Raw genomic sequence first — 8,501 nt, 5'->3', positions numbered from 1 at the left:
CCAAGGGCGCAGGGGCCCCGCTCTCCGGCGGCGAGGAATTCACCGCTCCCGACTTCCAGATCCAGGGTCACGGCGGGGAACCGCTGATCCCGATGGACGCCCACGTCAGGCTCGCGCACTCGAGCCAGAACGACGGCGTCAAGATGCTCCGGCGCGGCTACAACTACGCCGACGGCTCGGACGGCCTGGGGCACCTCGACGCCGGACTGTTCTTCATCGCGTTCGTCACGGACCCCAGGACCCACTATGTGCCCATGCAGCTGGCCATGGCCAAGGAGGACACGCTGGCCCTGGAATACCTCAAGCACACCGGCTCGGGCCTGTTCGCGGTTCCGCCTGGCATCCGGGCGGGAGGCTTCATCGGCGAAGGTCTCTTCGCATGATGGCGGCAGTCACCGGTGCCCGCAGGCCGCCGGGCCCAGCGGAACCCGGCGAACTCCACGGCCCGATCTTCCGGACCCCAGCACCAGCGGACCCGGCAGGCTGACAGGCAGCCAGAAAACTTGACCCGTAGGAAATATCCTACCTATTATTTGGTCCGTGCCAGTCAGAACGAAGGATTCTCCCGCTGACCTTGTCTTCGGAGCGTTGGCTAACCCCACCAGGCGGGACATTCTGACGCTCCTGCTGGAGGGGCCACGAACCGCTGGCGAGATTGCCGAACGATATGACATGGCCCGACCAAGCGTGTCCGAGCATTTGAGGGTGCTGCTCGATCGGAACCTCGTCTCGGAGGAGCGGAGGGGACGGACAATTCGATATTTACTGACACCCGAGCCTCTTGCCGACGTTGCCTCGTGGCTGTCGCCTTTCGAGAAGTTCTGGCGCGCCCGCCTAAAAGACCTGAACCATACTCTCGAAAACCTGAAGGACACCTGATGTCATTGACGTTGACGGCCATAGAGCTCGACGAATTTCTCCCCCACCCGCCCGCAAAGGTGTGGAGGGCGCTCACGGAACCGGCCCTGATCGCGGCGTGGCTGATGGAAAACGACTTTGAACCCGTCATTGGGCACCGCTACACCATGCGCGGGACTCCTGTCCCGGCCGTAGGCTTCAGCGGTCTTGTCGCCAGTGAAGTTCTTGAAATTGACCCCGAACGGCTCCTGCGGATCTCCTGGCGGGACGCAGAAGCGGGCAACAACCTGAACAGCACAGTCACATGGACCCTGGTCCCCGAGGGGGCAGGGACACGACTGTTCCTCATCCACGAAGGATTCGACCCGGAAGAGCCGAGTCATGTGATCGCTCACCGCATTATGGGTGGCGGCTGGCGCGGACAGATCCTCAAGAAGCTGACGGAAACGTTGGCCCAGATCGGGGAGTAAAGAATCGGGGAGTAAAGACTCGTCAGGTTGAGGCGCTGGCTCTGAACACGGCGCTGGACGGGAGCCTGACGCCGGGGAGTCCTCGGCTAGCGCCCGGCGGGGAGGATCCGGCTGTGGCGCTTCTCGGCCACCGCCGGATCGAATCTCGTATCTTCCAGAGCCCCTCCGTCGTCGAGCCAACGGCGGTTGGTGTAGAAGCTGATAGCCCGATCGTTGCCCTTCTCCACCCAGATAAATGCCCGTTCATAGCCGAGTTCGATCAACTGTTGTTCCGCGGCCGCGAACAGGACGGAACCTACGCCCTGTGCCCACCAGTCCGGATGCACGTTGATCGCGTGGAGCTGACCGGTTCCCGGGTCCGGGTCGCCGGCAGCAGGGCCGAGGATGGCGAACCCGGCAACCGCATCGGCGCTTTGGACGACGAGGTGAATGGTCCCTTGCCTGGGTTCAAGGATGTTTCGGCGCCAGGCGGATGCCGCGCGGTCGACGTCAAGGCCGTCCAGGTACTCATCGGTCATGACGCCGCGGTAAGTGGCCCGCCAGGCCGCGATGTGGATCTCGGCCAGCCGTGCGGCGTCGGGCACGGTTGCGGCCCTGACACTGATGTCCGGAGTGGTCATGGTCCAGAATCTATCAACTGCGGTCACCGGTGCCGGGCGGCGCGCGCGAGGCGGCGGGCAAGGTAGCCGATGACGAGGACGCTGGCTGCGGCGAGGAGCCACGTGCCCGCGGATCCAAGGGCCGAACCGCTCGTGCAGGTGCTGGCGGCGCCGGATTCCGCCGTGTAGTCGATGCACTCGCCTGTTCGAAAGCCGAGAAGCAAGGCGTCGACGGCGATCACTAACAGGATGGCACACACCCAGGGCCACATCGGACGCCGGCCGGGCCGAGGCGTTTCTTCCACGGCCCTCCTCCGCATCTCCGTAAATGGGCTAGCCCTTGGGACTCCTGGCAGACATCACACTAGGGCCGATTCCGTCAGCGCGGTACCCTGCATTAACACCGTGTCGGCCTCCACCGGCCACGTCGACCGCTGCGGACCGGGCCGGCCGAACGGAACCGTTTTCTGGAAAGGTCTACGCAATGTCAGAATCTGATCTTTCAGCACTCCGGGAGCGGGCTGCCCGCGGTGACAACGACGCCATCGGCGAGCTCATCGAGCTGGCCGCGGAGCGGGAAGACTTCGAGGAACTGCGACAACTTGCCGACGGCGGCAGCCGCGACGCTGAGGATCAGCTGGTTGAACTCGCAGCTGAGAAGGAAGACCTGGATGAGCTTCGGCGTCTGGCAGCTGCGGGCAATACAGACGCGGCCGAAGTTCTGGCCGAGTTCACTGAGTAGGCACTCCCGTATTTCGGCCGGGTTACCGCAGCTGAAATTGAGTATGTCAATAGTCGCTGCGGCCTCTATGCTGCGCTGAGTCGCAAACGCGGCATCAACTCTGGGGGTTTGAAATTGGACCTTGGTCTGCTTGTCGCGGTTATTTACTGGGCCTTTCCGGTGGCGGCGGTCTTCGTCCTGGCGAGAACCGTATTCCGGCTGAACACGTATCTGAAGCTGCGGATCGCACATCTTCGCGCAGAGGCCGCGGCCGCTGACGCGGCAGAGCCACGACCCCAATTCCGTCCACAGGATTGATCAAATGTCGGCGATGATTCAAGGGAAAGTGCCCACGTGACGCCGAAAGGGCTGGTGGTGCGCGCAGCGAGGCCGGAAGACGCGGCCGAGGTGCGCCGGTTGTCCATTGCCTTCACTCCAGCCGCACAGGAGGTTCCGCCGGAGGTTTTCGATAGCCGTTTTCGCCCGCTTCCTGGCCGACGCCTCATGGTGCCTCCCGGTGGCTCCGGCACGCACCAGGCTGCTCGGCTATGGCCTCGCTCAGGATTTCGGGCCAGGCCTGCGGGCTGACTTCACGACGGGCCGGGTCCATGACGTCTTTGTAGACCCCGACTCGCGTCTGGCCGGCACCGGCCGGGCCCTCATGAACTTCATCTTCGACTGTTCACGGGCCAGGCCACAGCCAATGATCCTGGACTGGCAGGCAAGTCCCTCCTCCAGCGCACGCCGGGTGAGGCCTCGGGAGTTCAGACCGAGCGGTACCGGAGCGAGCCGGGAATCTCTCCCCGTGATCCGAGGCCTTCCCCGTAGGCGAACCGTGCCCACAGCGCCCGCATCGCCCGGCCGTGGGCATTGACCTCGTCCCACGTCGCCCCCGCCAGGAGTCCGGCACCTTCCCACGTGCTCTGGTGGCCGAAGAGCAGGGGCAGGTCAACTGTGTGCGCGGCGCCATAGAGGTTTCCCGGTGCGCGCCAGGACAGCACGTACCTGTGGGCCCGCCCGCCCGCCCGCACATGCCGCCTGGCAAACCGTCTGGCCGCTTTGCCGTACACCAATTCCGTAACCACCCATGTGACCGTCTTGAGCACTGCGCTGCCGACCACGGGAATCCTCGCCACCCGGCCCAGGCGCGGGCTGCGCGGCAGAAACAGCCGGGCTTCCTCCGCTGTGTAGCCGATCAGGATGTCGATCGCCGGGGCAGCGGCATTCCAGGCCCGGTCAAGCCCGGATTCCTCGGGCACGGGTGAATGCCCGTACTGGATCCCGAACGGCATGGCAGCMATCAGACCGAACTTCCTCGCCGCCCGCGCCACGTCTTCTTCAATAGCGACGACGTCCATCGCCGGAGTCGCGGCGGTAACCGCCTCCGCGGCCACCCCCATGGCGGCGGTCATCCTTTCCCGCCCCCGGGTAATGCCCAGCGGCGCACTTTGAATGATGGCGCGCTGGAAGAGTGACGCCGCGTCAGGGGTCGCCATGAGGTGCGCGACGGCGTCTCCGCCCGCGGATTGCCCGAACGCGGTGACGCGGCCCGGATCGCCGCCGAAGGATGCGATGTTGCGCTGCACCCACCGGAACGCCTCGATCTGGTCGAGCAGGCCGAGGTTGGCGGGACGGCCGGTGCTGGTGGACAAATATCCGAAGAGGCCCAGCCGGTAGGTCACCGAAACGACGATCACCCGGGTTTCGGCAACCAGCGCTGCGGGGTCGAAGATCGCCAGATCCCCGGAACCGGACGTGTAGGACCCGCCGTGCAGCCACACCATTACCGGCAGCCGTTCACCGTCGTGGAGATCGGCCGGCAGGGTGATGGTCAGGCGCTGGCAATCCTCGCTGCCCGGAAGTTCGCCGTAGCGGGTGCCGAGCACGTCATCCAGGAAGGGCACYGGCGCCTGCGGGCACGCCGGAGACAGGGATGTCGCCTCGAGAGTCTCGGACCAGTCGGGTGCCGGCGCGGGCGGCTGAAAGCGTTCCGCGGTGGCGTAGGGAATGCCGGCGGCACGCACGACGGCGCCGTCGCGCCATCCGGTGATCGGGCCACACGGCGGATCGAAGGAAAGGTTCACGTTTGTTCCGGTCTAGCTGTTCTTCAGGAGGGCAACGTCGGAGACAAGATCAATGTGCTCCAGCATCGCCGCCGCGGCGGCCGCCGAGTCCCCGGACCTGATCGCGTCGGCGATCTTGCGGTGGGAGGCGAGCGACTGCTCCGGCCGGCCGGGCTGTCCGAGCGATTCGAGGCGCGTTTCCAGGACCATGCCGGCAATGAAGGTCATGAGCTGGGCCAGGACCGCCGAGTGGGCCGCGGCGGTGACGGCCTGGTGGAACAGCTCGTCGCCGCGTGCGCCGCGGTCTCCCGAGGCGACCTCTGCCGCCATGGCTTCAAGGGCGTGATCGATCGCGTCCATGTCCTGCTCCGTGCGGCGGGCCGCGGCCAGTTCGGCCAGCTTGACCTCCAGCGTGCTCCGCGCCTCAACGATCTCGGGCAGACGGCTCCGGTGTTCGCGGAGGCCTTTGATCACGGATGGAACGTTCGGCCGGTAGACCAGCACCGCTCCGGTGCCGTGCTGGACGTCGATCACGCCAAGCACCTCGAGGGCCACCAGGGCCTGCGCCAGAGTGGCACGCGAAACACCCAACCGCTCGGCAAGTTCCCGTTCGGCCGGCAATGTGTCCCCGGGGCCCAGCTGGGCGGACTCGATGAAGTCCATGATCTGCTCCACCAGCTGCTCGTAAAGCCGGGGCCGCGAAACGCGGGAAATCTGATGCGTTGCCGCCTGCTTTGCCATGCGCGTCCTTCCAGCCTGTCCTGACCCCTAAGACTACCGGAGAACTATTGACAAAGACACCTAGTGTCTAGGAGGCTAGGCCACTAAGCCAGTAACGACCCACTTCGATCCGGAGGAACAACGATGTCCGCTCCCGTCCTGTCCATCATCATCCTGGCGGTGATGTTCCTTCTGGCCACGGTGCTGCCACTCAACATGGGTGCCTTGGCCTTCGTCGGCGCCTTCCTGCTGGGCTCCGTGGTGCTGGGGATGTCCACCAACGACATCCTGGCCAACTTCCCCGGCGGCCTGTTCCTGACCATCGTCGGGGTTACCTACCTGTTCGCCATCGCGCAAAACAACGGCACCATCGACCTGCTGGTCCGGGGCGCCGTCCGGCTGGTCGGCAGCAAGGTCGCCCTGATCCCGTGGGTCATGTTCGCCATCACCGCGGTGATTACCGCCGTCGGCGCCCTCTCCCCGGCCGCCGTGGCCATCATCGCGCCGATCGCCCTCAGCTTCGCCGCCAAACACAAAATCAATCCGCTCATGATGGGCATGATGGTGATCCACGGCGCGCAGGCCGGCGGCTTCTCCCCCATCGCCGTTTATGGCGTCACCGTCAACAGCATCATTGCCAGGACGGAGCTGGACGCCAACCCGATGGCGATCTTCCTGGCGAGTTTCCTCTTCAACCTGGCCATCGCGCTGGTGCTGTTTGTCGTCCTCGGCGGTGGCAAACCGCTGTCCACCCCGGGCGGGCGGCTGGTGGAACAGGCCGCAGAAAAGCGCCTGTCCGTCAGCGTGGGTGCCCGCGCGGCCGGCGTCACGCTGCAGGGATCCGGATCCGACATCTCCGCCGCCGGCGTCTCGGCCAAGGGCACCTCAGGCTCTGGAACATCCTCGGCCGCCGGTCCCGCCCCGGCCGGCGCACCTCCGGCCAGCGGCGCCCGTGCATCCATGCCCCAGCTCATCACCATCCTTGGCCTGATCGCCCTGGCCGTCATCTCGCTCGGATTCAAGGTGGACGTCGGCTTTGTTTCAATCACCATCGCGATCGTCCTCGCCCTGGTGTCTCCCGCAGCGCAGAAGGGCGCCGTCAACAAGATCAGCTGGTCCACGGTCCTGCTTATCTGCGGCATGCTCACGTTCGTGGGAGTCCTCGAAGAAGCCGGCACCATCGCATTCGTGTCCGGCGGAGTGGCGGATCTCGGCATGCCCCTGCTCGCCGCCCTGCTGATCTGCTACATCGGTGCCCTCGTCTCGGCCTTCGCCTCCTCCACTGCCATCCTCGCGGCCCTCATTCCATTGGCGGTGCCGTTTCTGGCCACCGGCGAGGTCGGCGCCGTCGGCGTGATCGCCGCCCTGGCCGTGGCCTCCACGATCGTGGATGTGTCACCGTTCTCCACCAACGGCGCCCTGGTCCTGGCCAACGCGCCCGAGGACGTGGACAAGGACAGGTTCTACAAGCAGATCCTGGCCTACAGCGGCATCGTCGTCGCCGTCGGACCGGCCGTCGCCTGGCTGGTCATGGTAGTCCCGGGCTGGATGTGACCGCTGGATGTAGCCGACAAATCAACCAACCCCGCAAGCCCACCGCGCGCCCGCCACGACCGACCAAAGAAGGAACACGTCCATGAGCACCGAACCCATGCCCGACGCCGAAGGCCCCCTCACCGGCTATCTCGTAGTAGACCTGAGCCGCGCCCTCGCCGGCCCGCATGCCGGGATGATGCTGGCTGACCTCGGCGCGCGGGTCATCAAGGTGGAGAACCCCGGCACCGGCGACGACACCCGCGGCTGGGGGCCGCCATTCGTGGGCCCCGAGGATGATCCGCAGGCCACGTATTTCCTGTCCTGCAACCGCAACAAGGAATCCATTGCCCTGGACTTGAAGAGCGACGACGGGCGGGCAGTGCTGCGGGAGCTGCTGGAACGCGCCGACGTGGTCATCGAGAACTTCCGTCCCGGCGTCCTGGACCGGCTCGGATTCTCCGCCGCGCAGATGCACACCCTGAATCCGGCACTGGTGGTCCTCTCCATCACAGGATTCGGGCACGACGGGCCCGAATCCCAGCGCAGCGGCTACGACCAGATCCTCCAGGGCGAGGCCGGGCTGATGTCCCTGACCGGATCCGGGCCGGACGATCCGCAGCGGGTCGGGGTCCCCATCGCCGACCTCCTCTCTGGCATGTACGGGGCGTTCGGCACCCTCGCGGCGCTGCTCCAGCGTGAGCGGTCCGGCCAGGGCCAGATCGTCCGCACCTCATTGCTCGCGGCCCTGATCGGGGTCCATGCCTTCCAGGGCACCCGGGCCACGGTTGCGGGCGAAGTGCCGCAGGCGCAGGGCAACCACCACCCGTCCATTGCCCCCTACGGACTGTTCCACTGCCGGCAGGGCAGGGTGCAGATCAGCGTGGGAAGCGAGAAGCTCTGGAAGACGTTCGCCTCGACGTTCGGGATCGACGCCGCGCGGCCGGAGTTCGCCACCAATGCGGACCGCGTGCGCAACCGCGAGAAAGTCATCGAAGAAGTGGAGCAGGTGTTCTCCGATTTCGAGGCCGAGCCGCTGCTCACCAAACTCAACGACGCCGGCATCCCGGCCGGCAAGGTCAGAACCCTGGACGAWGTCTACGAATGGGAACAGGTCCACTCGCAGGGTCTGGTGATCGACGTCGAGCATAAGATCCTCGGCACCGTGAGCCTGCCCGGCCCGCCGCTGCGGTTCTTCAGCGCCGCCGGCACCAACGAAACCACGCTGACGTCCCACACCGCACCGCCGCTGCTGGACCAGGATGGGGAGCAGGTCCGGCGGTGGCTGGGGCTGACACCCGGCACCCCAGCCGGCGCCCGAGCAGGCGCGGCCACAGTCGCCGGCCAGGAAGGCCCCCGGGCATGCTGACCCGGCAGAAGGTCCGGCACCTGGACGCCACCGAACTCATCGCCGCGGTCCTCGATCCCGGGTCCTACCGCAGCTGGGACGCGCCCGTGGTGGACCCCGATCCCGGCCCCGAGTACCGGCAGGAACTGGCCGCCGCCCGGGCCAGGACCGGCGTGGACGAATCCGTCC

The 8,501-nt window shown here is 66.3% G+C and carries 10 protein-coding genes; 6 read left to right on the top strand and 4 right to left on the bottom strand.

Features of this window, described 5'->3' with window-relative positions; all coding sequences use genetic code 11:
- The 3 genes from AC1D1S_RS16785 to AC1D1S_RS16775 form a co-directional block, all read left to right on the top strand.
- Nucleotides 1-383, top strand: a 383-nt coding sequence (locus tag AC1D1S_RS16785) for a Dyp-type peroxidase (protein ID WP_476994977.1), incomplete at its 5' end; no start/stop codon positions are given.
- 157 nt (nt 384-540) lie between these two features.
- Nucleotides 541-879, top strand: coding sequence for an ArsR/SmtB family transcription factor (locus AC1D1S_RS16780; RefSeq protein WP_476994976.1), 339 nt, complete (start codon nt 541-543; stop codon nt 877-879).
- The gene (locus AC1D1S_RS16775; protein ID WP_243177326.1) at nt 879-1,328 is read left to right on the top strand and encodes an SRPBCC family protein; all 450 of its coding nucleotides are present in this window, start codon (nt 879-881) and stop codon (nt 1,326-1,328) included. The genes AC1D1S_RS16780 and AC1D1S_RS16775 overlap by 1 nt, the downstream gene beginning before the upstream one ends.
- An 86-nt stretch (nt 1,329-1,414) precedes the next feature.
- Here the strand turns inward: AC1D1S_RS16775 and AC1D1S_RS16770 are convergent, their stop codons facing one another.
- Entirely contained in the window at nt 1,415-1,948 is a 534-nt protein-coding gene (locus tag AC1D1S_RS16770; RefSeq protein ID WP_476994975.1) for an N-acetyltransferase family protein, read from the bottom strand.
- Nucleotides 1,949-1,971: 23 nt separating this feature from the next.
- Nucleotides 1,972-2,232: a hypothetical protein gene (locus tag AC1D1S_RS16765; RefSeq protein WP_476994974.1), complete on the bottom strand. Its 261-nt coding sequence runs from the start codon at nt 2,230-2,232 to the stop codon at nt 1,972-1,974.
- Nucleotides 2,233-2,411: 179 nt separating this feature from the next.
- Here AC1D1S_RS16765 and AC1D1S_RS16760 point away from each other — a divergent pair, with 179 nt between their 5' ends.
- Nucleotides 2,412-2,669, top strand: a complete 258-nt coding sequence (locus tag AC1D1S_RS16760; RefSeq protein WP_476994973.1) for a hypothetical protein — start codon at nt 2,412-2,414, stop codon at nt 2,667-2,669.
- A gap of 743 nt (nt 2,670-3,412) precedes the next feature.
- Here AC1D1S_RS16760 and AC1D1S_RS16755 read toward each other — a convergent pair.
- Together AC1D1S_RS16755 and AC1D1S_RS16750 are read right to left on the bottom strand one after the other, a co-directional pair.
- A complete protein-coding gene (locus tag AC1D1S_RS16755; protein ID WP_476994972.1) occupies nt 3,413-4,732 on the bottom strand; it encodes a carboxylesterase family protein in 1,320 nt (439 codons plus the stop codon).
- A 12-nt stretch (nt 4,733-4,744) separates the two neighbouring features.
- Nucleotides 4,745-5,452: a FadR/GntR family transcriptional regulator gene (locus tag AC1D1S_RS16750; protein ID WP_028276186.1), complete on the bottom strand. Its 708-nt coding sequence runs from the start codon at nt 5,450-5,452 to the stop codon at nt 4,745-4,747.
- Between the two features lie 123 nt (nt 5,453-5,575).
- On the opposite strand from AC1D1S_RS16750, the gene AC1D1S_RS16745 reads away from it, so the two are divergent.
- Together AC1D1S_RS16745 and AC1D1S_RS16740 are read left to right on the top strand one after the other, a co-directional pair.
- Nucleotides 5,576-6,985, top strand: a complete 1,410-nt coding sequence (locus AC1D1S_RS16745; RefSeq protein ID WP_476994971.1) for an SLC13 family permease — start codon at nt 5,576-5,578, stop codon at nt 6,983-6,985.
- An 82-nt stretch (nt 6,986-7,067) separates the two neighbouring features.
- Nucleotides 7,068-8,333: a CaiB/BaiF CoA transferase family protein gene (locus tag AC1D1S_RS16740; RefSeq protein WP_476994970.1), complete on the top strand. Its 1,266-nt coding sequence runs from the start codon at nt 7,068-7,070 to the stop codon at nt 8,331-8,333.
- Nucleotides 8,334-8,501 lie beyond the last annotated feature (168 nt).

The sequence above is a fragment of the Arthrobacter sp. P1_A5 genome (assembly GCF_056406825.1).
This window is presented reverse-complemented; position numbering and strand designations above follow the sequence as displayed.

Excerpts from the sequence above, each read along its gene's own strand:
- AC1D1S_RS16760 (WP_476994973.1), top strand. The coding sequence starts at position 2,412 with ATGTCAGAATCTGATCTTTCAGCACTCCGGGAGCGGGCTGCCCGCGGT.
- AC1D1S_RS16750 (WP_028276186.1), bottom strand. The coding sequence starts at position 5,452 with ATGGCAAAGCAGGCGGCAACGCATCAGATTTCCCGCGTTTCGCGGCCC.
- AC1D1S_RS16775 (WP_243177326.1), top strand. The coding sequence starts at position 879 with ATGTCATTGACGTTGACGGCCATAGAGCTCGACGAATTTCTCCCCCAC.
- AC1D1S_RS16745 (WP_476994971.1), top strand. The coding sequence starts at position 5,576 with ATGTCCGCTCCCGTCCTGTCCATCATCATCCTGGCGGTGATGTTCCTT.
- AC1D1S_RS16770 (WP_476994975.1), bottom strand. The coding sequence starts at position 1,948 with ATGACCACTCCGGACATCAGTGTCAGGGCCGCAACCGTGCCCGACGCC.